23 protein-coding genes are annotated in these 21,391 nt (G+C 61.5%); 11 read left to right on the top strand and 12 right to left on the bottom strand.

Features of this window, described 5'->3' with window-relative positions:
* Positions 1-74 precede the first annotated feature (74 nt).
* Together ACN9M3_RS09420 and ACN9M3_RS09415 are read right to left on the bottom strand one after the other, a co-directional pair.
* Positions 75-404 carry a hypothetical protein gene (locus tag ACN9M3_RS09420; protein ID WP_130315077.1) on the bottom strand — a complete coding sequence of 110 codons (330 nt, stop codon included), beginning with the start codon at positions 402-404 and terminating at the stop codon, positions 75-77.
* A 73-nt stretch (positions 405-477) separates the two neighbouring features.
* On the bottom strand, positions 478-1,677 hold the full coding sequence (locus ACN9M3_RS09415) for an MFS transporter (protein ID WP_426322029.1): 1,200 nt from the start codon (positions 1,675-1,677) through the stop codon (positions 478-480).
* 76 nt (positions 1,678-1,753) lie between these two features.
* Here ACN9M3_RS09415 and ACN9M3_RS09410 point away from each other — a divergent pair, with 76 nt between their 5' ends.
* Positions 1,754-2,644 (top strand): LysR family transcriptional regulator, encoded by an 891-nt coding sequence (locus tag ACN9M3_RS09410; protein WP_426170194.1) that lies wholly within the window; start codon positions 1,754-1,756, stop codon positions 2,642-2,644.
* Between the two features lie 58 nt (positions 2,645-2,702).
* Here ACN9M3_RS09410 and ACN9M3_RS09405 read toward each other — a convergent pair whose 3' ends face one another.
* Genes ACN9M3_RS09405 through ACN9M3_RS09390 form a run of 4 tightly spaced genes read right to left on the bottom strand, consistent with a single transcriptional unit; the run spans position 2,703 to position 5,170 of the window.
* On the bottom strand, positions 2,703-3,575 hold the full coding sequence (locus ACN9M3_RS09405; protein WP_426170191.1) for a hypothetical protein: 873 nt from the start codon (positions 3,573-3,575) through the stop codon (positions 2,703-2,705).
* A complete protein-coding gene (locus ACN9M3_RS09400) occupies positions 3,575-4,351 on the bottom strand; it encodes a hypothetical protein (protein ID WP_426170189.1) in 777 nt (258 codons plus the stop codon). The genes ACN9M3_RS09405 and ACN9M3_RS09400 overlap by 1 nt, the downstream gene beginning before the upstream one ends.
* A 2-nt stretch (positions 4,352-4,353) precedes the next feature.
* Entirely contained in the window at positions 4,354-4,854 is a 501-nt protein-coding gene (locus tag ACN9M3_RS09395) for a hypothetical protein (RefSeq protein WP_426322026.1), read from the bottom strand.
* Between the two features lie 22 nt (positions 4,855-4,876).
* Complete coding sequence (locus ACN9M3_RS09390) at positions 4,877-5,170, bottom strand: DnaJ domain-containing protein (protein ID WP_426170185.1); 294 nt, start codon at positions 5,168-5,170, stop codon at positions 4,877-4,879.
* 233 nt (positions 5,171-5,403) lie between these two features.
* Here ACN9M3_RS09390 and ACN9M3_RS09385 point away from each other — a divergent pair, with 233 nt between their 5' ends.
* From ACN9M3_RS09385 to ACN9M3_RS09375, 3 genes are all read left to right on the top strand, one after another.
* A complete protein-coding gene (locus tag ACN9M3_RS09385) occupies positions 5,404-7,155 on the top strand; it encodes a glutamine--tRNA ligase/YqeY domain fusion protein (protein ID WP_426322023.1) in 1,752 nt (583 codons plus the stop codon).
* A gap of 120 nt (positions 7,156-7,275) precedes the next feature.
* Positions 7,276-9,060, top strand: coding sequence for a CHASE domain-containing protein (locus ACN9M3_RS09380; protein WP_426322021.1), 1,785 nt, complete (start codon positions 7,276-7,278; stop codon positions 9,058-9,060).
* 335 nt (positions 9,061-9,395) lie between these two features.
* Positions 9,396-10,565 (top strand): glycine-rich domain-containing protein-like, encoded by a 1,170-nt coding sequence (locus ACN9M3_RS09375; protein ID WP_426322019.1) that lies wholly within the window; start codon positions 9,396-9,398, stop codon positions 10,563-10,565.
* A gap of 79 nt (positions 10,566-10,644) precedes the next feature.
* Here ACN9M3_RS09375 and ACN9M3_RS09370 read toward each other — a convergent pair whose 3' ends face one another.
* The 3 genes from ACN9M3_RS09370 to ACN9M3_RS09360 all read right to left on the bottom strand — a co-directional run bounded on the left by ACN9M3_RS09370 (position 10,645) and on the right by ACN9M3_RS09360 (position 12,255).
* Positions 10,645-10,887, bottom strand: coding sequence for a hypothetical protein (locus tag ACN9M3_RS09370; protein ID WP_130315086.1), 243 nt, complete (start codon positions 10,885-10,887; stop codon positions 10,645-10,647).
* 213 nt (positions 10,888-11,100) lie between these two features.
* Positions 11,101-11,325: a hypothetical protein gene (locus ACN9M3_RS09365; RefSeq protein ID WP_426170175.1), complete on the bottom strand. Its 225-nt coding sequence runs from the start codon at positions 11,323-11,325 to the stop codon at positions 11,101-11,103.
* Between the two features lie 45 nt (positions 11,326-11,370).
* Positions 11,371-12,255, bottom strand: coding sequence for an SDR family oxidoreductase (locus ACN9M3_RS09360; RefSeq protein ID WP_426170173.1), 885 nt, complete (start codon positions 12,253-12,255; stop codon positions 11,371-11,373).
* A gap of 12 nt (positions 12,256-12,267) precedes the next feature.
* Between ACN9M3_RS09360 and ACN9M3_RS09355 the strand changes: the two genes are divergently transcribed.
* From ACN9M3_RS09355 to ACN9M3_RS09340, 4 genes are all read left to right on the top strand, one after another.
* Positions 12,268-13,293 (top strand): CDP-6-deoxy-delta-3,4-glucoseen reductase, encoded by a 1,026-nt coding sequence (locus tag ACN9M3_RS09355; protein WP_426170170.1) that lies wholly within the window; start codon positions 12,268-12,270, stop codon positions 13,291-13,293.
* A gap of 65 nt (positions 13,294-13,358) precedes the next feature.
* Positions 13,359-14,582 (top strand): MFS transporter, encoded by a 1,224-nt coding sequence (locus ACN9M3_RS09350; protein WP_426322016.1) that lies wholly within the window; start codon positions 13,359-13,361, stop codon positions 14,580-14,582.
* 13 nt (positions 14,583-14,595) lie between these two features.
* Positions 14,596-15,240, top strand: a complete 645-nt coding sequence (locus ACN9M3_RS09345; RefSeq protein ID WP_426322015.1) for a DUF1345 domain-containing protein — start codon at positions 14,596-14,598, stop codon at positions 15,238-15,240.
* Positions 15,241-15,294: 54 nt separating this feature from the next.
* Complete coding sequence (locus ACN9M3_RS09340; RefSeq protein WP_426170162.1) at positions 15,295-15,651, top strand: HPF/RaiA family ribosome-associated protein; 357 nt, start codon at positions 15,295-15,297, stop codon at positions 15,649-15,651.
* Positions 15,652-15,654: 3 nt separating this feature from the next.
* Here ACN9M3_RS09340 and ACN9M3_RS09335 read toward each other — a convergent pair whose 3' ends face one another.
* Positions 15,655-16,428, bottom strand: coding sequence for a helical backbone metal receptor (locus tag ACN9M3_RS09335; RefSeq protein ID WP_426322013.1), 774 nt, complete (start codon positions 16,426-16,428; stop codon positions 15,655-15,657).
* Positions 16,429-16,494: 66 nt separating this feature from the next.
* Here ACN9M3_RS09335 and ACN9M3_RS09330 point away from each other — a divergent pair, with 66 nt between their 5' ends.
* The gene (locus tag ACN9M3_RS09330) at positions 16,495-17,466 is read left to right on the top strand and encodes a diguanylate cyclase (protein ID WP_426322011.1); all 972 of its coding nucleotides are present in this window, start codon (positions 16,495-16,497) and stop codon (positions 17,464-17,466) included.
* An 80-nt stretch (positions 17,467-17,546) separates the two neighbouring features.
* Here ACN9M3_RS09330 and ACN9M3_RS09325 read toward each other — a convergent pair whose 3' ends face one another.
* Positions 17,547-18,107 carry a DUF5610 domain-containing protein gene (locus ACN9M3_RS09325; protein ID WP_426170155.1) on the bottom strand — a complete coding sequence of 187 codons (561 nt, stop codon included), beginning with the start codon at positions 18,105-18,107 and terminating at the stop codon, positions 17,547-17,549.
* Positions 18,108-18,157: 50 nt separating this feature from the next.
* Here ACN9M3_RS09325 and sbcB point away from each other — a divergent pair, with 50 nt between their 5' ends.
* Positions 18,158-19,603, top strand: a complete 1,446-nt coding sequence (gene sbcB / locus ACN9M3_RS09320) for an exodeoxyribonuclease I (RefSeq protein WP_426322009.1) — start codon at positions 18,158-18,160, stop codon at positions 19,601-19,603.
* A gap of 79 nt (positions 19,604-19,682) precedes the next feature.
* On the opposite strand, the gene pyrF is transcribed toward sbcB, so the two are convergent.
* Positions 19,683-20,504, bottom strand: a complete 822-nt coding sequence (gene pyrF, locus ACN9M3_RS09315; protein ID WP_426322007.1) for an orotidine-5'-phosphate decarboxylase — start codon at positions 20,502-20,504, stop codon at positions 19,683-19,685.
* A gap of 121 nt (positions 20,505-20,625) precedes the next feature.
* Here pyrF and ACN9M3_RS09310 point away from each other — a divergent pair, with 121 nt between their 5' ends.
* Positions 20,626-21,219: a LemA family protein gene (locus ACN9M3_RS09310; protein WP_426322005.1), complete on the top strand. Its 594-nt coding sequence runs from the start codon at positions 20,626-20,628 to the stop codon at positions 21,217-21,219.
* The last annotated feature ends 172 nt before the right edge of the window (positions 21,220-21,391 follow it).

Below are 21,391 nucleotides of genomic sequence, written 5' to 3'. Positions count from 1 at the left end.
CCGCAGTGCGGAAGAGCCCGTGTCACACCTGGGGTGTGACCCCATGGTGTGACACGGGCTCGGCTGGTACGCCTTTAGTGCAGGTGCTGCTTGAAGTCGAATAATTCGCGATGCATGAAGTTGACTGCGGCCTTCATCTCGGGCGTCACTTGCATGCGCTCGCTGGCGCAGACGCGCCGGGCCCGGGCGCCGAGCATTTCCATGTCGTCTACCAACTTGGGTACGTTGGCGTAGTCTTCACTCACCAGCATTTCGCTGATGTCGTCGGAGCGGCGGTCCAGCTTCTGGATCGTATCGCGCAGCTCGCCTGTCAGGTGGCGTTCGGCCGATAAGGCTTGCGCGGCCTGGCTGACAGCCATTTGGATGTTGCTGAGCCTGATACGGATTTCTCGATCGTGCATCATGATGATCTCCTCGCTCAAAACGGCACCCAGCGTGCCGGTGGGACTTGGAGATCGTTCGCGCTCGGCGGTTCAATCACCCTGCCTCAGCTTTGATCTGGCTCAACATTGGCGTGATTGGCGTCAACCGGCGCAGGTGGATTGCGATCGCGACAGCTGCGACGAGGCAGCTTGCAAGCAACAGCACCACGCCCGCCCAGCCTGCCCTTCCCCACAGTATTCCTGAAGCCCAGCCAATCACGCTGGAGCCGAGGTAGTAGAAGAACAGGTATAGCGCGGATGCCAATGCCGCCCCGCGAGCACGTCGGCCAACCCAGCTGCTTGTCATGGAATGCGCTGCAAAGAAAGCGAAGGTGAACAGGGCCAGCCCGGCGATTACCAGCGGCAAGCAGCTCGACAAGGTCAACACAATGCCTGTCAGCATTAAGCTGAGAACCAGGTACAGCACGCCCTTGCGGCCGTAACGGTCCGCCAGCTTGCCTGCCCAGACCGAACTGAAAATCCCCAGCAGGTACAGAAACGAAATTCCACCCACCACACTTTGACGCAGCTCGAACGGCACGGCCAGCAGGCGGTAACTGATGTAGTTGTAGGCGCTGACCATGCAACCCATTAACAGGAAGGCCAGGGTGAACAGCCAAGGCAGGCCGTCATCGCGCAGGTGGCGGAGCGCATTCTCCGGCAGCGCGCGCCAGCCTCCGGGCGACCGGTGGAAACGGCGCGACTCCGGCAGACTGCGCCAGAATTCGACTGCAGCCAATACTCCGGCCGCGCCCATCGCCACCAGCGCCACGCGCCAGGAGAAAAAGTCGCTCAGTATCGATGTCACCATGCGCCCGACCATCCCGCCGAACGCACTGCCGCTGATGTAAAGACCCATCGATAGCCCCAAGGATTCGGGTTCGATCTCCTCTGCCAGGTATGCCATGGCGACGGCTGGCATGCCGCCCAGCGCCACGCCGAGCAAAACCCGCGCGACAAGCAGCTGGCCGTATCCATCGGCCAGAGCGCACAGCAAAGTCATGATCGCGGAGATCGCGAGCGCTCCCACCATCAAGGGCTTGCGGCCGAAGCGGTCGGAAATGGCGCTCGACGCGAGCAGCGAGACTGCCATCGCCGCCGTGGCCAGCGACAAGGACAGGCTGCTCTGCGCGGGCGTCAGCGCAAATTCGCTGGATAGCAGCGGCATCAAGGGTTGCACGCAGTACAACAGCGCGAAGCAGGAAAAGCCGCCAAAGAACATGGCGCGATTGGTGGGGTGGCTGAGGGATTTCATCGTGAATTCATCTTAGGATTGCCCTGTATTACTGTCCAATATATATTTAAGGCGTTATTAATCGCTTCAACATATTATGGAATTGCGTCATCTGCGCTATTTCGTGGCTGTGGCCGAGGAACTGAGCTTCACTCGCGCGGCTGAGCGGCTGCATATCGGCCAGCCGCCGCTGTCCCAGCAAATCCAGGCCCTTGAAGCGGAAGTGGGCGCGCGTCTCTTCGATCGCAGCAAGCGCTGGGTGCGCCTTACCGAAGCCGGCAAGCTGTTTCTTGAAGATGCGCGGGCCATCCTGGCGCAATCCGAGCGCGCGGCCAAGCGGGCGCGCCGGGCGCAGCGTGGCGAGGCTGGCGAACTGCGTGTGGGCTTTACGTTTTCCACGCCTTTCACGCCGCTGTTTGCGCGCGCGATCCGCCGCTATCGCCAGCTTTATCCGGACGTGGCGCTTACCTTGCATGAGATGACGACGCTGCATCAAATCGATGCCCTGGAGGCTCGCAAGATAGATCTTGGTTTCGTGCGGCCGCCGGAGGTGGCTTTGCCGGAGCACCTGGAGCTGACGACGCTGCGCCGCGATGCGCTGTTGCTGGTGCTTGCGAGCGATTCGCCATTGGCGCGCAAGCGCATGATCAAGGTGGCTGACCTGGCGGAGCTGCCGTGGGTAATGTATCCGAAGGAGTCTGGCGTGGGCATCAATCACGCCATTCTGGGCATGTGCCGGTCGGCGGGCTTCGTGCCGCAGGTGGCCATGGAAGCGGGCGAGGCGGCAACCATTATCGGGCTGGTTGCGGCGGGGATTGGGGTGTCGGTGCTGCCTTCGCCGTTCCAGTCGATGCATCTGGAGGGAGTGGTGTTCCGGCCGCTGGATGATGCGGGGGCGGTCACTTCGCTGCAATTGGCGCAGCGGCGGGGGGATGGCGGGGCGTTGGTGGAGGCGTTTGTCCGGGTGGCGCTGGAGGAGAACCGGTAAACCGGTGTCTGACCCACAGGGTCAGACACGCATGCTCGTCTGGCGCTGGTCCAGTTTATCAATCGTAGTCGGCGTCGAGCTCGGAGCCGGCGTAGTTTTCCAGCTCGGTCCACAGCGTCTTCATTGCGTAGCGGCCCGGCAACTTTTGCAGCACGGTGCAGGTGCGGCGGTACAGGTCGATGCGATGCAGCAGGACCGGGTGATGCTGCTCGGGCACCGCTGCGACCAGCGCTTGCCAGCCCGCTTCGTAATCCGGCTTGGCCTTGCGCACAGCCTTCACGAAGCGTTCGAACTCCTTCTGGCCGGTGCGGGCGACGATGCGGCCACCACCTTCCACCGCGAAGATGATCGCCAGCGCGATCACGCCTTCCGCGTTCAGGTCCGGGTCCTTGATTGCGCCTTCCAGGTTGTGGCGGCGCAGCCAGTTCGCCAGGCGCACCACGGCTTGCACTTCCTGGCGCTGCTTCAACTGCGCCTGGTACTTGGATGGTCCATCCCAGTTGGCGCCGGGCTCGGTGAAGCAGATGTCGAAGAACAGGTCGCGCAGGCGGCGCTGTGCATACATCGGGTCGTTGTCGTACTCTCCAATCAGCGTATCTTCCGGCATCGCAGCCAGGTCTTTCAACTGGCGGAAGCCCGCCTGGAAGGCCAGCTCAGCGCCCTGCTCCACCAGGTAGTCCAGCGCCAGCTCGTCGGAATCGACGGTCAGCACCTGCTCCAGGCCGAGCGACACGCCGCCAACCGTCAGGTTGACTGCCTTCTGGATGCCTTCCGCAGTGCGGTTGTTGGTGAACTTGTCCGCGACCATGGCTGTGATGCCGCTCAACTCTTCCGCCAGGATGCTGGCCGCATCTTCGCGGTCGTCGCCTGGCAGCAGTTTGATGGCGCGGGTCAGTCGCGGCAGGCTTTCTTTGACGAGTGCGGGCAGCATCAGCCGAAGATCCCCGTACCGATCGAGCGGCGTGCGCGTTCGCGGCCGGTGCCACTGCGGGTGGTCGGCACTTGCTTGCGCAGGCGGTACAGCAGCTCCTTGGTGGAGCGCTGCAGGTGCTCGGGCTCTTCGTCCGGATCGTCGCTGAATTCCGCATCGGCCAGGTCGGCGCTGTGGCGGAATTCCGGGAACAATTCGAACAGGGCGCGGTCCCAGCCGTCTTCATTGGCTTGCGCCAGGGCGACGGCAACGGGAACGATGTCGTTGTCGGACGAAGTCTGGCCGGTCAGGTAGGCACCCTTCGAGATCACTTCGCCCGCCACTTCCAGCACCTCTTTCGGCGCCAGCGAGAACAGGATTGCGAACGCGGTGCAGCCCCAGTCGGTGGCCGACGCTTCTTTCAGCAGCTCGGCGCGGCGCTCTTCGTCTTCAGTGCCGAAGATCACGCCGTGCATGTGGGCGAACAGCGATTCGGCGATGCGCTCAGGGTCGTCTTCGATCATGTCGTCCGGCCAGGTGGCGGCGATGTATGCCAGGCTTTCGGCCCACTGCTTCGGCGGCACCAGCAGGGTCGCCAGCGACATCTTGCCGCCGTCGAAGCCGGACATGTGCAGCGCCGTCACATGCGGCGGCAGCTCTTGCAGCACTTCGACCACGGCCAGGTCGCCGTGGGTGTCCGCTGCTTCGGCAAAGGCCCGCTCGGCGTGCTCCAGGGAGCCCGCCAGAACGAGTTCGGTGACCTGCTTGCGAATGGCTGGCAGATTCTTGTCGGTCATGCTCAATCCTCCTGCTGGTCAAAGATGCCGGTGAAGTCGTCGGTTGCGACATCATCCGCGTAATCGTCTTCATCATCGCCCTCGTCGCCTTCAGCCAGGCGGTCGAGCGAAGTGTCCTCGTCGTCCCACATGCGCGGATGCTTGTGCAGCAGCGCGGTGATGATGGCCTGGCGCCCCAGGTCCGGGTGGTTCTCTTCCAGCGCTTCCAGCAGGCCTTCCGCTTTCGGGCAGGTGGCCGCGCCGAACACGCGGGCCGGGTCGCCGTATTCGAAATCTTCGGCGTCGGCAAAAGCTGCCTTCGGGTCGTGGAATTCGATCACATCCACCAGGGCGAATGCCATCATGTTCAAATCGTCGATGCCGCCGCCGTTCAGGTATTCGGTGCGCAGCGCTTCGACCATCTTCTTGTAGTTCTTGTGGTCAGGCGGATCGCCGAGGATGCCCTCGATCTGCCCTTCCAGTTCGCGCGCCTGGTAGGCGAACTCTGGGTGTACTTTTCTCATTTGCTGCTGTCTTTCTGTTGATTCAGGCGGCGGGGATCGTCACGCCGTTGACGCTGAAGATGGAACGCCATTGTTGGTAGGCTTCCGCTTCCGGGTCAATGATGATGCGGTGGTGCACACTCTGGTTGTATTCTTCCCGTTTTTCGGGGTCGGACAACACTTCATAAGCTTTGACGATGGCCTTGAAGCGGGCGTCGGCGCCCGGTTCCTGGTTGCGGTCCGGGTGGAAACGCATGGCCAGGGAACGATAGACCTTCTTGATTTCCTCGTCAGAGGCATTGGGCGCGACACCGAGCACATTATATAAATTTTCCATATTGCAACTCCGGGCCGGTTTTTAAACGCGTAATGTCGAATTATCCTATAAAATGCCCTGTTTACGCTGAATATCACCCTAAAACCGGTAAACCATGGTCAGACCCAAGGGTCTCACCCTGTCTGTTCAACGGCTGGGGGTTGGGTTTCAATCCAAGCCCCAGGCGGTGGAGCTGACGGGGTCTGACCCTGCGGGTCAGACCCTGTTTACCGGTTTTAAAGACTAAAACATACATGAGCAACGACAAAACCCACGCCCCAGCGCCCAATTTCCTGCGCAATATCGTTGAAGCCGACCTGGCCTCCGGCGCGCATACCCGCGAAGGCCTGCCGCCGGTCATCACCCGCTTCCCGCCGGAGCCAAACGGCTACCTGCACGTCGGCCACGCCAAGTCCATCTACACCAACTTCGGCCTGGCGCGCGATTTCGGCGGCCGCTGCCACCTGCGCTTCGACGACACCAATCCTGAAAAAGAAGAACAGGAATACGTCGATTCCATCATCGACAGCGTGCGCTGGCTCGGTTTCGACTGGAACTACAAAGGCCCGGTAGGCGCCGGCGAACACCTGTATTACGCCTCCGACTATTTCGACAAGCTGTACGAAATGGCCGAATACCTGATCAAGGTCGGCAAAGCCTACGTCGACAGCCAGAGCGCCGAGGAAATGAAGAACACCCGCGGCGGTTTCGGCGTCGCCGGCACCAACTCGCCTTTCCGCAACCGTTCGGTGGAAGAAAACCTGCAGCTGTTCCGCGACATGAAGGCGGGCAAATACAAGGACGGTGAGCACGCACTGCGCGCCAAGATCAGCGAAGATGCGATGTCCTCGCCGAACATGAACATGCGCGACCCGGCGATCTACCGCATCCGCCACGCCCACCACCATCGCACGGGCGACGACTGGTGCATCTACCCGATGTATGACTACACGCACCCGATTTCGGACGCGCTGGAAAACATCACCCACTCGATCTGCACCCTGGAATTCCAGGACCACCGCCCGTTCTACGACTGGCTGCTGGAAACCCTGTCCGAGGGCGGCTTCTTCAAGAAGCCGGTGCCGCACCAGTACGAATTCGCGCGCCTGAACCTGACCTACATCGTCACCTCCAAGCGCAAGCTGCGCCAGATGGTGGAAGAAGGCATCGTGGACGGCTGGGACGACCCGCGCCTGCCGACCATGGCCGGCATGCGCCGCCGCGGCTTCACCCCGGAGGGCATCCAGCTGATGTGCGAGCGCACCGGCGTGACCAAGTCCGACGGCTGGATCGACTTCGGCGTGCTGGAAGGCGCCGTGCGTGAAGACCTGGACCCGAAAGCCCCGCGCGCCATCGCCGTGCTGCGCCCGCTGAAGCTGATCGTCGAGAATTTCCCGGAAGGCCAGTCGGTCGAGTGCACCTCGCCGGTCCACCCGCACCACCCTGAGCTGGGCCACCGCACCTTCCCCTTCACCCGCGAACTGTGGATCGAAGAAGAAGACTTCATGGAAGTGCCGGCCAAGGGCTACTTCCGCTTCACCCCTCCTGTCGGCGACCAGCCGGGCGCCCGCGTGCGCCTGAAATACGGCTTCGTGGCCGAATGCACCGGCTACGACAAGGATGAAAACGGCAAGGTCACCGCCGTGCGCGTGAAGTACTTCGAAGACTCCAAGTCCGGCACCCCGGGCGCCGACACCTACAAGGTGAAGGGCAATATCACCTGGGTCAGCGCCGAAGCGGCCCTGGAAGCGGAAGTGCGCCTGTACGACCGCCTGTTCACCGAAGAGAAACCGGACGCCGGCGGCAAGGACTTCAAGGAGTTCCTGAACCCGAAAGCGCTGGAAATCGTCCAAGCCTACCTGGAGCCGGGCCTGAAGGACGCCACCGCCGAGCAGCGCTTCCAGTTCGAGCGCCACGGTTACTTCGTGGCCGACCGCGTGCTGTCGCAGCCAGGCAAGCCGGTGTTCAACCGCATCGTCACGCTGAAAGATAGCTGGGCAAAATAACTGACCCAAACTGTGACTAAAAAGCCGCCTTCGGGCGGTTTTTTATTGTTAGTTTGATTTCAATCAAAGTGGTGTTTTTGCAACTTGACCTTGAATAGGAGAAATTCTTATAGTCGCGCAATGACCCGCCTACAGCTCAGCCTGTTTTCTCCGTCCAAACCCTTGTGGTGGCTGGGCATTGCGCTATCGCTGGGCGTCGGCCTCGGACTGTTTACGGTTGCCACCCGCTCCGTCGAGAGCGAAGCGCGCACCCGCTTTCATAACCAGGCCCGCAATACGCAGTTCAATATCAATACCAGTATCAAGGCATATACCGATGTCTTGCGAGCCGCGGCCAGCTACTTCCAGGCCGGCGGCGAAGTCACCAGGCAAACCTTCCACCGCTACGTGCAAGGCCTGGACCTGGAACACAATTACCCGGCCATCGACAACATCAACTTCGCCGAGTACTACACGGATGAGCAACGTCCGGCGGCGGAAGCCCGCCAGCGCCAGCTCACAGACAAGCTCTACCCCGCCTACCGCCTCCACCCTGAAGGAAAACGTCCCGAATACGCGGTGCTGACGCTGATCGAACCGCTCGAAGGCTTCGGCGACCGTTATGGGCTTGATATTGCGGCCCGGCCAGGCGTCGCGGGCGCCCTGTTCTCGGCGCGCGACCAGGGCGCCTTGAGCAGCTCCGGCCAGCCCATCCCCTTGCGCAGCGCGCCAAGCCATGTTGGCATGGCCATGCGCATCCCGATCTACCGCAACGGCATGCCGGTCACCACGGTCGCAGAACGGCGCCTTGCCTGCATCGGGTCGGTAGGCCTGGGCTTCAGCGTGCCGCGCCTGGTCGATGTGGCGCTCGGTGAAATGCCGGTGCGCACCGTGCGCGTTGTCTTGCGCGATAGCAGCAGCATCGGCAGGCTAGCCACCCTGCTGTTCGACAGCCAGCCTAATATGCCTGGCGCGGACAGCAGCCATTTCATCACCGAGCTGCCGATACAGTTCCATGGCCGCACCTGGCATGCCCAGTTCAGCGTGCCGAAGCGCGCACTGTATTCGACTTTCGATCAATACCTGCCCGCGCTGGCAGGCAGCATGGGTTTCGGTGCAAGCGTGTTGATTTATGCATTGTTTGTCACGCTGGCCTCTTCGCGCCGCCGCGCCGTCAAGCTGGCGCGCGCCATGACGCGCGAGTTGCGCGACAGCCAGGCGCGCCTGCAGCTGTCGCACCATCGCCTGCGCCGCCTGGCCGCGCACGCGGACCACATCAAGGAAGAAGAGCGCAAGCGTATCGCGCGCGAGATCCACGATGACCTGGGCCAGAACCTGCTGGCCCTGCGCATTGAAGCCGATATCCTCGCCACGCGCACTGAAAAAACCCATCCGCGATTGCATGCGCGGGCGCGCGCCACGCTGCACCAGATCGACAATACCATCCGCAGCGTGCGCCAGATCATCAACGATTTGCGGCCAAACGTGCTGGACCTCGGACTGTCGGCTGCCGTGGAATGGCAGATCGCGCAGTTCCGCCTGCGCTCCGGCATCAAGTGCGAATTCACTGAAGACGCGGTGGCCGATCATGGCGTCGACGATCATTGCGCGACCGCCTTTTTCCGCGTGCTGCAGGAATCGCTCAGCAATATCCACCAGCATGCATCGGCCACGATGGTGCGGGTTGAACTGCACCAGTCGCATGGCATGCTGCGCATGACCATCAGCGACAACGGCATCGGCATCAATACGGCCAGCCGGCACAAGGCCGGCTCTTTCGGCCTGGTCGGCATCGAGGAGCGCATCAGCCTGCTTGGCGGGAACTGCTCGATCACCAGCCTTGCACACGGCGGCACCACGGTCAGCATTGCTGTCCCCGTCGGCTACCGCGTGGCGCCGGCCGACGATATGCGCCTCAGCGCTTAGGCATTTTTACCACTCGGTAGGATTTTGCCTGCCGTCGTTGATCCAAATCAAACTCCCTTTCCCTAGCTCAGCAAAAATGCATTTGTAACATTTGGCGATGCGACAAGCTATTGATTTGAAAGGAGCATTCCTGTGTTGTTTAATCCGCGCACGCTTGAATTGTTACTTGCATTAGCGGGGGCCATGTCTATACTTGAGCTAGTTGATCTACATCAACACGCGTTCCCAACTCCGAACGCCTCAGATGCCAGGCAGTACAACACCAGCCCCCTAGAACGGCGTCTTCTCTCTCTTCAGTCAGTCTTAAATTCGCTCACCATAAAGGGATGTCACTCATGATTTCTGCTGAAAGCTTCAAGGCTATTGCCGACCTGGACCTCGAACCTATCAAGGTGAAACTGATGCATGTGGAATCTGGCGAAGGCTGGTCGCTGGAAAAGGTTAACGCAATCGAATTCGAATACCGTCGCTTCCTGTACCTGATGAAAATGTTCCCCAACGAGCAGACCGCTCCGCTGATGGACGTGGACATCTTCTGGCACTACCACATCCTCGACACGATGAAGTATTTCATCGACTGCGAAAATGTGTTCGGCTACTACCTGCACCACTTCCCGTACATCGGCCTGCGCGGCGAAGACGATGAAGAGGCGCATGAACGCGTGGGCAACCGCATGAAGGAGCTGTATGAAGAAACCTTCGGCGAAGACTATTTCCGCAGCGCGGTTGCTTATTCGGGCCGTGTCGCAACCGAGGCTGCAGCGGATGGCGCCCAGCTTGCGTACTCGGGCCGCGTGGCAGATGAAGCTGGCCAGCAGGTGGCCTACTCCGGCCGCGTGGCTGCCGAAGAAGCGGGCGCGCAAGTCGCTTACTCGGGTCGCGTCGCTGCCGAGGCTTCGCCGCAAGTTGCCTATTCGGGCCGTGTGGCTGCTGAAGCCGCGCCGCAGGTAGCCTATTCTGGCCGTGTCGCTGCCGAGGCTTCGCCGCAGGTCGCTTACTCCGGCCGCGTCGCTGCTGAAACCGCGCCGCAAGTGGCTTACTCGGGCCGTGTCGCCGCGAATGCCGCGCCGCAAGTCGCCTATTCGGGACGCATCGCCGCCGAAGCGGCGCCAAAGGTCGCTTACTCCGGCCGCGTCGCTGCTGAAACCGCGCCGCAAGTGGCTTACTCGGGCCGTGTCGCTGCCGAAGCTGCACCGAAGGTCGCCTACTCCGGCCGTGTCGCGGTGGCCTACTCGGGCCGCGTGGCAGCTGAAGCCGCGCCTCAAGTGGCATACTCCGGACGCGTCGCATCGGGGACAGCGCCGCAAGTCGCTTACTCAGGCCGCGTGGCAGCCGAAGCGAAGACGGCCTACTCAGGCCGCGTGGCGGCTGAAGCGCAAACCGCTTACTCCGGCCGTGTCGCCGCCGAAGCGAAAACCGCCTATTCCGGCCGCGTCAGCGCCGAAGCCCAGGCCGCATCGCAATCGCTGTTCTACACCGCCCGTCCTCGCCTGGCAGCTGCCTGAGCCCGATCGAGCGCGCAAATGAAAACGGCCGCCACCTGCCAAGCAGGTGCGGCCGTTTTTTTTACATCCTGGCGAAAGCTCAGTGCGCCATCAGTTCGCGCAGTTCGCGAATGCTGAAATCGCTGATTTCATGCATGCGGATCAGGATCGTCGCGCCGATTGGCAGCGTGTTGTGGCGGATCTTGCTGATCACTGGTGGAGCAACTTCCAGCGCGCGGGACAGGGCTGCGTCATTTTTCAGTTGCAGCTTTTCGATGATGGCGTCCAGAACGCGGTTCGGATTGTAGGTCGACGATGCAGTAATTTCTTTCAGAGAGCTCATGACTGGGTACTTTTTCAATGCGTTGCGTGGTCGCAACAAAATTATTGGCGGAATTTTCGACAAAGAGCGCCAGAAAAAGCCGTTATTGACGCAATTTTCGGCACACGGACGGTATCATACACCGATTTATTGCCGTTCGCTTAACGCCGTGAGATTTTGATAGATTGTAGCGCACAAAGCTGTGCTAGGAATTCATCTTGTTTAACAAAAAGACTACTGATGGTCGTTTATTGCTAAAGTAAACGGCAAGCAGAGCCAGGCAAACGTGATCCAGGCCAGTGCGGGGGGAAGGTACATCAGGGCAGCCGGCATGGGAGTGTACTCCGAACGCCAGTCAAGGCGGCGCCTGATTTCCTCGGGTGAAGGCGGAGGCAGGTGGGCGTGGCCGCGCTGGGCCAGGTAAGCACGGACTTGTTCCTTGGTGGGATGGCTATACATGGCGCCCTCCTTGGCAGACGTTGGCACAAGATAGCGCCGGCAGCATCACGGGCGCTTGATGCATCTCAAGGCGGCTGCAACATCCTGGTACTGCAGCCGTACCTGCAACTCCTCTTTCAGGCGCCGGTTCGCCAGCCTGCGCGATTCCGACATGAAAGACAACAGGGTTGGCGCCACGGCCTGCGCCAGTGCTGCCCGATCCAGGCGCGGAGGGCGCGGCAGGCCGAAATGATCGGCCACCATGTCGAAATAGTCCCCCATTTTGAGTTCCGTGTCATCCACTGCGTGATACACACGGTTACAAAATCCTTTGCGCAAGGCCGCCAAAACAACACGCGCCAGGTCGTCGGCGTGGATATGGTTGGTGAAAACGTCATCTTCCGGACGCAGCGCTGGCGTTCCCTGCTCCAGGCGCTTGATTGGCAAACGGTCCGCAGCATAGATGCCCGGCACGCGCAGGATTACCAGTCGCCCTTGCGCGCGGCACGCCCAGTCCCGCAGCACCTGCTCCGCATCAACCCGCCGCAGCGCCCGCGTATTGCGAGGAGCAACGGTCTGGGTTTCGTCAGCCCAGCGCCCGCCCAGGTCGCCGTACACGCCGGTGGTGCTCACATAAACCACTTGCGCCCGGTCAGGTAAAATGGCGGTCACATTGCGGGTGCGCCGATCCAGCACACCCTCGCCCGGCGGTGGAGCCAGGTGCACGACCTGGTGCGCCAGCCCGGCCAGGCGACGCAGCGATTCGGGCTGGTCCAGGTTGGCCAGCAGGGGAACGGCGCCCGCCGCACGCAATTCGGCAAAACGCTCGCGCTGGCTGGTCACGGCAAATACACGGTAATGCGCGCGCACCAAAGGCAGCAGACGCATGCCCACATCGCCGCAACCAATGACCAGCAGGCGCGGCTTGTTGAATTTTTTACTGATTTCCATTTTTAAGATTGTATGTCTTTCCAAATAACTGTTCAGCCTAGCGGCCACCAATTCACCTGCGAAGACGATGAAACCGTTTTGGCCGCAGCCATGCGCGCCGGCGTCGGCCTGCCCTACGGCTGCAAGAATGGCGCCTGCAGTTCCTGCAAGGGCAAGGTGGTGTCGGGCTCCGTCAGCCACAAGGCGCACCAGCGCCGCGCCCTGAGCGAGGAAGAAGAAGCAGCCGGCATGTCCCTGTTCTGCTGTGCGATTCCGCATTCCGACCTGGTGCTGCAAGCGCGCGAAGTGGTCGGCAGCGGCGAATTCCCGATCAAGAAAATGCCGACCCGCGTCAACGCTCTGGAGAAAATGGCGCCGGACGTGATGGTGCTGACGCTGCAGCTACCTGCCAACGAAACCTTCCAGTACAAGGCCGGCCAGTACCTCGAATTCCTGCTGCGCGACGGCAAGCGCCGCGCCTACTCGATTGCCACCGCACCGGAAGGCGGCGCGATCACCTTGCACATCCGCCACATGCCGGGAGGCCTGTTCACCGACCAGGTGTTCAGCACCATGAAGGAGCGCGATATCCTGCGCTTCGAAGGCCCGCTGGGCACCTTCTTCGTGCGCGACGATTCCGACAAGCCGATGGTGCTGCTGGCCTCGGGCACCGGCTTCGCGCCGATCAAGGCCATTGTCGAACACGAACGCGCCAGCGGCTCCAAGCGCCCGATGACGCTGTACTGGGGCGGCCGCCGCCCCCAAGACCTGTACATGGACGCGCTGTGCCGCCAATGGGCGCAAGAACTGCCCCACTTCAAGTACGTGCCGGTGGTTTCCGATGCACTGCCGGAAGAAAACTGGAGCGGCCGCACCGGCTTCGTCCACCAGGCAGTGATCGACGACCTGCCGGACATGTCGGGCTACCAGGTCTACGCCTGCGGCGCCCCGATCGTGGTTGAATCGGCCAAGCGCGATTTCGTCAAGGACTGCAAGCTGCCGGAAGACGAGTTCTTTGCAGACGCCTTCACATCCGAAGCGGATCTCCAGCAACCTTGAGATTTTCCCCGCGCTGCGTGCCGTGGGGCGCGCAGCGCTCCACGGCTCCCCAAGCACGCAAACGTATGTCATCCAACGGCTTCTCCGTCCTCCGTCACCGCAACTTCGCCTTCTACCTGTCAGCCCGCCTGCTCGGCACCATCGCCGTTCAAATGCAGAACGTCGCCATCGGCTGGCAAGTCTATGCACAGACCAAGAACCTGTACTACCTCGGCATGATCGGCCTGGCGCAATTCGCGCCTTTCCTGTTGCTGATCCTGTACGCCGGCCATGCCGCCGACCGCTACAACCGCCGCAACATCATTGCCACCTGCCTCGGCGCGCAACTGGTGTGCGGGCTGGCGCTGCTGGGCTACACGCACAGCGGCTTCGAATCCGTCTGGCCTATCTTTGCGGTGCTGGTACTGTACGGCAGCGCGCGCGCCTTCTCGAGCCCCGCCGGCCAGGCAGTATTGGTCAACATGGTCCCCACCGAGGACTTCAGCCGCGCGGTGGCCCTGAACAGTTCGACCTTCCAGGTCGCCGTGATCCTCGGCCCGACGCTGGGCGGCCTGCTCTACGTGTATGGCCCGGCAACGGTGTACGCCGTCACTTCCGTCATGCTGCTGATGGCCGTGGTGCTGATGTGCCTGACCCGTCCCGCCCCGCAGGCCACGCGCAAGGAGCCGGCCACCTGGCACAGCGTGTTGGAAGGATTGCGCTTCGTCTGGTCGCGCCCCATCATGCTGGGGGCAATTTCGCTCGACCTGTTCGCCGTGCTGTTTGGCGGTGTCACGGCGCTGCTGCCGGCACTGGCGCACGATGTGCTGCACATCGGCCCCTCCGGCCTTGGCCTGCTGCGCACCGCGCCCGGTGCTGGCGCCGCACTGTGCTCGATTTCACTGGCTTTCTGGCCGATTACCCGTCGCGTCGGCATCTGGATGTTCGGCGGCGTCGCCGTGTACGGCATTTGCACCGTGATCCTCGGCACCACTTCCAGCTTCACGCTCGCCCTCGCCTGCCTGTTGCTGCTGGGCGCAGGCGACATGATCAGCGTCTACGTTCGCCATTTGCTGGTGCAGTTCGAAACGCCCGATGCAATCCGTGGCCGGGTCAGCGCCGTGAACGCAGTGTTCATTGGCGCTTCCAACGAACTCGGCGAATTCGAATCCGGCGTCACTGCCGGCTGGCTGGGACTCACGCGCGCCGTGGTCTTCGGCGGCGTCGCCACGCTGGCCGTGACGGGCATCTGGGCCTGGCGCTTCCCTGTCCTGTCGCGCATGGACCGCTTCCCCCATCACGACAAGTAGTAAGATTGACCGCATGCGCTACCACATCGTTCGCAGCCGCCCGCACCTGAGCGCCGCCATCGCGGTCGGCGCACTGGCGGGGGTGTTCCTGCCATCGCACTGGAAACCGCTGGTGCGCGTGCTGTCTGCCTGGGACATCTCGGTCTGGATGTACCTGTTCACAGTTGGCTGGATGATGATGCGCGCCGACCACCGCGAGGTGAAGCGCATCGCCGCACGCCAGGATGAACGCGCAGCAACCATCCTGGCCAGCCTGGTAATCGCCACGGTCGCCAGCATGATCGCCATCAGCAGCGAACTGGCCAGCCTGCGCGACATGCCCACCAATGAACGCGGGCTGCATTACGCCTTTGTGGTGATGACGCTGGTAGGCTCCTGGTTCCTGGTCGGTACCTTGTTCTGCTTCCATTACGCCCACCTTTATTACAAGGCCGAGGGGCGCCAGCGCCCCCTGTCATTCCCTGGCGGCGAGACCCAGCCCGATTACTGGGATTTCCTGTATTTCTCCTTCACGATTGCCGTCGCCGCGCAGACTTCGGACGTGTCGGTGCAAGCACCCGCCATGCGCAAACTGGTGCTGGGCCAGTCTGTGCTGAGCTTCTTCTTCAATCTTCTTATCCTGGGTTTATTTGTGAATATGGCGGCTTCGCTGATGTAGGCGTATGATGAAATCGCGTGGCAACACGTTTTGGTTAACAAACGGGAGCAGCATATGCAAATCAGTGTGAACACCGACAAAACCATCGAACGTACTGCAGGCCTGGAAGACCATGTGAAAGAAGTGGTCAAGACTGCACTCCACCGGTTCGGCGAGCACATCGGACGCGTCGACGTCCACCTCAGCGAAGGCAATGCACAGAAGTCCTCTGACGGAGATATCCGCTGCATGATCGAGGCGCGCGTCAACGGCTACCAGCCGATTGCCGTCACCGACCACGACGCAACCCTGCATCAATCCATCAACGGCGCAGCAGACAAGCTGCAACGAGCCATCGACAGCGCGTTGGGCCGCCTGAACGATGGCAAGCGCCACACGTCCCAGCCCAACTTCGAAGAGGCTGAAGAGTAATTCCTAACCCGCGGCGGCCAGGCCTTTCAGGTATCGGATACCTTGCAGGGCACGGCTGCCGTACCAGGACATCATTTCCCCATCGACCAACTGCACCAGCTTGCCGATCTGGCGCTCCAGTGCGTCCACGTGTTCTTCCGTGAAGCGGTAAGGCTCGGACGACAGCAGCACCTGGTCCACGTCATGCACCAGCGCATCGCTCCATTGGAAGCTTGGATAGCGCACGTCGCCGATCTCGGGAACCGACCAGCCGATCAGCGCCAGCATGCGGGCGATATAGGTATCGCGCGAGACCGTCATCCACGGGTCCTTCCAGATGCAGTACAGCACGCGCTGCGGACGGCCTTTTTGCATTAGCGCCAGTTCGCGTTCGTACTCGCCGCACCAGGCATCCGCGCGCTCCATCGCACAGAACACGCCTCCCATCAACTGCACCAGCGCCAGGTTATCGCGCGGCTCGACCGGATGCGTGACCACGATATGCGGCACGAATTCCGCAAGCTTGTCGACGGTAGGCTTTTCGTTTTCGTCGATGTTCACCACCAGGTGGGTCGGCGCCAGTTTGCGGATCTTTTCGATGTTGACGTCCTTGGTGCCGCCGACCTTCGGGATATTACGCACCACGTCCGCCGGATGGATGCAGAAACCCGTTCGGCCCACCAGTTGCGGCGCCAGGCCCAGGTCGCAAAGAAGCTCGGTAATCGAAGGCACCAGCGAAACGATGCGCGCGTTTGGAGCGGCCGCATGTTGCTGGCCCAGGATGTCGGTAAAAGTCATGGCCGATATTGAACCACACTTAGGCTATCATTAACACCTGTTGATACCGCAGTAAGAAAGTTCATCTTGAAACCGATTGGCACCTTCGGCACTTCCGCTTACCAGATCCAGGCCTTGCAACTATTCCGCGGCGCCGACAGCCTGCGCATCGCACCATTGTTGAAGGACTGCCCGATCGTGCAGGTCGAACAAGGCGAAGTGGTCTCAGACCCGCAGCGCGCCCGCCTGTACATCGTACTGCGCGGCGCCTTGTCGGTGGCGGCCGATATGAGTACCGGCATGTCCGACGGCACCATCAGCAAAGTCCTGCCCGGCGAGAGCGTCGGCGAACAGGCTGTGCTCGACGAAGAAGCCAACCAGGCCGCGATTACCGCGCTGGAGCAAAGCGAACTGCTGGTGATCGAATCGGAACTGGCGTGGGAACTGATCGACGCCGCCAACGGCGTAGCGCGCAATCTGTTACGCCTGCTTTCCTTCCGTATCCGCGCCGCCAACGCGCAGATGCGCAAGCGCCAAAAGCTTGGCGAGTTCTATCGCCAGCTCTCGATGGTGGACGGCCTGACCGGCCTGTATAACCGCGCCTGGCTGAACGACTTCCTGCCGCAACTGGTCGCCAGCGCCCAGGGCACCGGCCAGCCGCTGTCGCTGATCATGCTCGACATCGACCACTTCAAGAAATTCAACGACAGCCACGGCCACCTGCAAGGCGACCAAGCCCTGCGCGCGGCCGCGCAAGTGCTCACCGGCGCCTTGCGGCCAACCGACTTCGCGGTTCGCTACGGAGGCGAAGAAATGATGGTGGTGCTGCCCGAGACGAATGTGCAGGTGGCCGAAGCCGTGGCCGGCCGCCTGTGCCAGCGCATGCGCGACGCGATAGTCTTCAGCGATATGCGCCTGCCGCTGCCGCACATCACCAGTTCCTTCGGCGTCGCAGCACTGGGTCCCGGCCAGGACGAAACGGCCCTCATCGCCGCCGCCGATGCGGCCCTCTACCGCGCCAAGGATTCCGGCCGCAACCGCGTTGAAGTCGCAAAATAAAAGTCGGGGTCAGGTCTGGCTTCTCGAGGAACTTTGCGCTTCGCGCAATGGCGGATTGCCAGACCTGACCCCGACTTTTATTACGCCACCTTGCCGCTTTGGGACTCGTCGGTGGAGGAAGCTTGCCTTTGATTCGAAGCAAAGGCATCCAGGCCTTTCTGCACCAGCTCGTAGGTCTTGTCGATGTTGGAGGCAATGTCGCCGCCCAGCACCTTCAGGCCTTTCAGGATATCGCGGGCTTCCTTGAAGCCTTTTTCAATGCCGCCCTTGATCGTGTCCATGAAGCGATTCAGGGCGTCATCCCCCTCCAGCTCGGAGTGCTGTTGCTGGAAAGCGCTGAAGAAGGCCGTCGATAGCGATACAATGCGCCCCGCCGTGCCTTCCGGCGAGTTGTCCTGCCCGGTGGCGTTCTGGATCGCATCCGGCCCGAAATCAGACTCAAGCTGCTCGTTGATCGAGGTGATTGCCGATTTGTAGACCAGCGCCAGCGGATCATTTTCGGAATTCAGCGAAACCGAGGCCGATTCCTGCAGGATCGACACGTTCAGTTGCATCTTGGCGCGGGTGGACGCCGAAATGGCCGTGTCGCTGCTCGCGGCGGCGGGCGTGGCACGGGTATTGACGGAAATGGTATTTGACACAGCAGTCCTCCTTGCCTCAGCATTCGATAACGAGAACCAACATTTGCACCATGAGTAACCATACCTTCCTGTGGCATGACTACGAAACTTTCGGCGCCGTGCCACGCCGCGATCGCCCAGCCCAGTTTGCTGCAATCCGTACCGACGCAGAGCTGAACGAAATCGGCGAGCCGATCATGTTGTTCTGCCAACCAGCCAACGATTACCTGCCTGACCCGGTCGCCTGCCTGATTACCGGCATTACCCCACAGCAAGCTTTGCAACAGGGCGTGCCGGAGCACAAATTCGCGGCAACCGTCGAGAAGGCTTTTTCGGAGCCTGGCACCATAGGCGTAGGCTACAACACTATCCGCTTTGACGACGAAGTGACGCGCTTCTTGTTCTGGCGTAACCTGATCGATCCCTACGCTCGCGAGTGGCAAAACCAGTGCGGGCGCTGGGATTTGCTGGATGTGGTGCGGATGACCTATGCGTTGCGCCCCGAAGGTATTGAGTGGCCCCTTAATGATAGCGGCAAACCGAGCTTCAAGCTTGAGCATTTGACCAAGGCCAATGGCCTGGTGCACGAGGCTGCGCACGATGCCTTGTCCGACGTGCGCGCGACGATTGCCCTGGCCCGCCTGATCCGCCAGAAGCATCCGAAGCTGTTCGATTTCTGCCTGGCCTTGCACAAGAAGGACCGCGTCTCCGAGGAGATCGGGCTGCACCTGGCGCGCGAGTTGCGCCAGCCTTTCCTGCACGTGTCGGGCATGTTCCCGGCGGAGCGCGGCTGCCTTGCGCTGGTGTGGCCGCTGGCGCCGCATCCATCCAACAAGAACGAGTTGCTGGTGTGGGATTGCACTTATGACCCGCAGGAGCTGTTTGCGCTGGATGCGGAGACGATCCGCATCCGCATGTTTACCCGCGCCGACGCCATGCCGGAGGGGATGACGCGCCTGCCGATCAAGAGCATCCACCTGAACAAGTCGCCAATGCTGGTGTCGAACCTGAAGACGCTGCGGCCGGAACTGGCCGAGCGCTGGGGACTGGACCTGGAGGCGGCGCGTGCCCATGCTGCGCGTGCTGCGGCAGGGCCGGATATGTCGGCGATCTGGGAACAGGTGTTCTGGCGCCCTGTCGGCGAGCCGGCGGATGTCGATGAGGATTTGTATGGCGGCTTTGTCAGCAATGGCGACAAGCGCTTGCTGGAATCCTTGCGGCGCGAGCATCCGGCCAAGCTGGCGTCGGCGTCACCGCATTTCCAGGATGACCGGTTGGGCGAACTGTTTTTCCGCTACCGGGCGCGTAACTTCCCGCAGACTTTGTCCGAGGAAGAGCATGAGCATTGGGAACAGCATCGTGCGGCGCGCTTGTTTGAAGGTGCCGGCGGGGCGCGGACAGTCGATGAGTTGTTCTCGGAGCTGGATCGGCTTGGGGCGGAGACCGATGAGCGGGGGCAGGAGGTGCTGGGGGCTTTGTACGAATACGTTGAAATGATTGCGCCGGAGCGCTACTGAAACCGGTACGGCGTTGTCTGACCCACAGGGTCAGACACCTAGTGTCAGACCCTATGGGTCTGACATTGGTTTGCCGGTTTCAGGCGCGATGTGCATTGATCGCGTCGCGCGTCTCCAGCGCTACGCGGCGTGCCGCGGCCGCGAAATCCTCCCCGCCTTGCGGCGCCGCATACAAAATCGCACGCGACGAATTGATCATCATGCCGGTACCGTTGTAAGTACGGCCCGCCTTGACGGTCGCCTCAATATCTCCGCCCTGCGCGCCAATCCCCGGCACCAGCAGCGGCATGTCGCCCACAATTCCGCGCACCTGCGCCAGTTCTTCCGGGAAGGTCGCCCCCACCACCAGCGCACACTGGCCGTTGGCATTCCACTTCTCCGCCACCAGCTTGGCCACATGCTGGTACAGCGGCTTGCCGTCCACCTTCAGGAACTGCAGGTCCGAGCCGCCCGCATTCGAGGTGCGGCACAGGATGATCACGCCACGGTCGCTCCACTCCATGTAAGGCTCAACGGAGTCGGAACCCATGTACGGATTGACGGTCACCGCATCCGCGCCATAGCGGTCGAACGCCTCGCGCGCATATTGCTTGGCGGTGGCGCCGATGTCGCCGCGCTTGGCGTCCAGGATCAACGGAATATGCGGATAGTTTTCCTTGGCATAAGCGCAGATTTTTTCAAGCTGGCCTTCCGCCCCCAGTGCCGCGAAATAGGCAATCTGCGGCTTGAACGAACATGCCAGGTCGGCAGTGGCGTCGATGATCCCGGTGCAGAACTGGACAATGCCTTGCGGATTGTTCTGGAATTGCGCAGGCAGGCGCGCCATATCCGGGTCCAGGCCAACGCACAGCAGGGAATCGTTGGCTGCCCAGGCAGCGGATAATTTTTCGATAAATGTCACAGCGGGCCTCTTTATTCTTTGCGTTGCAAACCCACCATTATAACGGGCCGGGTGTGTGCATTGCCGCACATGGCCGCCGGCTGATTGCGTGTATATTTCGATAATACGTTCCAAGGAGCGAATGATGCGAAAATTTTTGGCAATGGGTGTGCTGGCAACGGTTTTGCTGTCCGGCTGCGGTTACAACGAGTTCCAGGCCAAGGACGAAGCGGTCAAGGCCCAGTGGGGTGAGGTGGTCAACCAGTACCAGCGGCGGGCCGACCTGATCCCGAACCTCGTGAACACGGTGAAGGGCTATGCCTCGCACGAGCGCGAAACGCTGGAGGCGGTGACCCGGGCCCGTGCTTCGGCCACCAGTATGCAGGTGACGCCGGATGTACTGAATAATCCGGGGGCCCTGCAGAAATTCCAGCAGGCCCAGGGCGAGTTGACCAATGCCCTGTCGCGGCTGATGGTGGTGGCAGAAAAATACCCTGAACTGAAGGCCGATGCCAGTTTCCGCGACCTTCAATCGCAGCTCGAAGGCACGGAGAACCGCATCACCGTGGCACGCCAGCGCTATATCGCCTCGGTGCAGGACTTCAACGTCCTGGCACGGCGCTTCCCGACCAACCTGACGGCCAAGATGTTCGGCTACGACGTGAAGCCCAGCTTCACCGTCGAGAACGAAAAATCCATTTCAACTGCTCCCACGGTGGACTTCAACAAGAAGTAAGGAGTCGCAATGGCGACTACACCTCGGCATACCCGCGGCGGCGGCAAGGCTTCCAGCCGCGATGAGGATCGGTTGAGCGATCCGCTCATCGATCGCGACCTGGCGCGGCGTACTGGCGGGCTGGCGGAGCATGCGCGGCGCTGGACCATCTTGCCTGGCTCGCCGTGGCTGA

This window comes from Pseudoduganella sp. R-43, assembly GCF_049913255.1.
Taxonomy (GTDB): Bacteria; Pseudomonadota; Gammaproteobacteria; order Burkholderiales; family Burkholderiaceae_D; genus Rugamonas.
Note: the sequence above shows the minus strand (reverse complement) of the source record. Positions and strands in the feature narration are given on the sequence as shown.

Bases quoted from the DNA above. Each gene is read 5' to 3' on its own strand.
- ACN9M3_RS09335 (WP_426322013.1), bottom strand. From the start codon at position 16,428: ATGACTTTTACCGACATCCTGGGCCAGCAACATGCGGCCGCTCCAAAC.
- ACN9M3_RS09310 (WP_426322005.1), top strand. From the start codon at position 20,626: ATGATGCGAAAATTTTTGGCAATGGGTGTGCTGGCAACGGTTTTGCTG.
- ACN9M3_RS09355 (WP_426170170.1), top strand. From the start codon at position 12,268: ATGTCTTTCCAAATAACTGTTCAGCCTAGCGGCCACCAATTCACCTGC.
- ACN9M3_RS09415 (WP_426322029.1), bottom strand. From the start codon at position 1,677: ATGAAATCCCTCAGCCACCCCACCAATCGCGCCATGTTCTTTGGCGGC.
- ACN9M3_RS09420 (WP_130315077.1), bottom strand. From the start codon at position 404: ATGATGCACGATCGAGAAATCCGTATCAGGCTCAGCAACATCCAAATG.
- ACN9M3_RS09370 (WP_130315086.1), bottom strand. From the start codon at position 10,887: ATGAGCTCTCTGAAAGAAATTACTGCATCGTCGACCTACAATCCGAAC.
- ACN9M3_RS09380 (WP_426322021.1), top strand. From the start codon at position 7,276: ATGACCCGCCTACAGCTCAGCCTGTTTTCTCCGTCCAAACCCTTGTGG.
- ACN9M3_RS09405 (WP_426170191.1), bottom strand. From the start codon at position 3,575: ATGCTGCCCGCACTCGTCAAAGAAAGCCTGCCGCGACTGACCCGCGCC.
- ACN9M3_RS09340 (WP_426170162.1), top strand. From the start codon at position 15,295: ATGCAAATCAGTGTGAACACCGACAAAACCATCGAACGTACTGCAGGC.
- ACN9M3_RS09395 (WP_426322026.1), bottom strand. From the start codon at position 4,854: ATGAGAAAAGTACACCCAGAGTTCGCCTACCAGGCGCGCGAACTGGAA.
- ACN9M3_RS09350 (WP_426322016.1), top strand. From the start codon at position 13,359: ATGTCATCCAACGGCTTCTCCGTCCTCCGTCACCGCAACTTCGCCTTC.
- ACN9M3_RS09365 (WP_426170175.1), bottom strand. From the start codon at position 11,325: ATGTATAGCCATCCCACCAAGGAACAAGTCCGTGCTTACCTGGCCCAG.
- ACN9M3_RS09390 (WP_426170185.1), bottom strand. From the start codon at position 5,170: ATGGAAAATTTATATAATGTGCTCGGTGTCGCGCCCAATGCCTCTGAC.
- ACN9M3_RS09360 (WP_426170173.1), bottom strand. From the start codon at position 12,255: ATGGAAATCAGTAAAAAATTCAACAAGCCGCGCCTGCTGGTCATTGGT.
- ACN9M3_RS09400 (WP_426170189.1), bottom strand. From the start codon at position 4,351: ATGACCGACAAGAATCTGCCAGCCATTCGCAAGCAGGTCACCGAACTC.
- ACN9M3_RS09410 (WP_426170194.1), top strand. From the start codon at position 1,754: ATGGAATTGCGTCATCTGCGCTATTTCGTGGCTGTGGCCGAGGAACTG.
- ACN9M3_RS09385 (WP_426322023.1), top strand. From the start codon at position 5,404: ATGAGCAACGACAAAACCCACGCCCCAGCGCCCAATTTCCTGCGCAAT.
- ACN9M3_RS09375 (WP_426322019.1), top strand. From the start codon at position 9,396: ATGATTTCTGCTGAAAGCTTCAAGGCTATTGCCGACCTGGACCTCGAA.
- ACN9M3_RS09345 (WP_426322015.1), top strand. From the start codon at position 14,596: ATGCGCTACCACATCGTTCGCAGCCGCCCGCACCTGAGCGCCGCCATC.
- sbcB (WP_426322009.1), top strand. From the start codon at position 18,158: ATGAGTAACCATACCTTCCTGTGGCATGACTACGAAACTTTCGGCGCC.